This window comes from Streptomyces sp. 8P21H-1 (assembly GCF_013302945.1).
The window spans coordinates 358-724 of record NZ_JABTYA010000299.1; the positions used below are offsets into that span (position 1 = coordinate 358).

General features: G+C 74.4%; 1 protein-coding gene. It reads right to left on the reverse strand.

What is annotated here, in order from left to right; all coding sequences use genetic code 11:
• Window positions 1-367, reverse strand: a 367-nt coding sequence (locus tag HO151_RS06335; RefSeq protein ID WP_173895115.1) for a polyketide synthase dehydratase domain-containing protein, incomplete at both ends; no start/stop codon positions are given.

A 367-nucleotide genomic window follows, 5' to 3' on the forward strand; every position in this document is an offset into this window, starting at 1 on the left:
GGAGGCCCAGACCGGGTCCGCGGAAGCGTCCACGGCGGCCGGTACCCATTCGGTGCCGTACAGGGCGCCCGCGTCACCGGACGCGGCGCCGAGCTGATCGACGGAGACCGAGCGGCCCACCATCGAGCCGACCGTCAGGACCGGGGCGCCGGTCACATCGGCGACGCGGATGTCCATGCCTCCGTCGTCGGCGGTGGCGATCCGGACGCGGACGGCGGCGGCGCCGACGGCGTGCAGGGAGACACGGTTCCAGGCGAACGGGATCACCGTGCCGCCGTCAGCGTCGCCATCACCCTGGCCGGCACCGGCGCTGTCGTTGAGGATCGCGGCGTGCATGGAGGCGTCCAGCAGCGCCGGGTGCAGACCG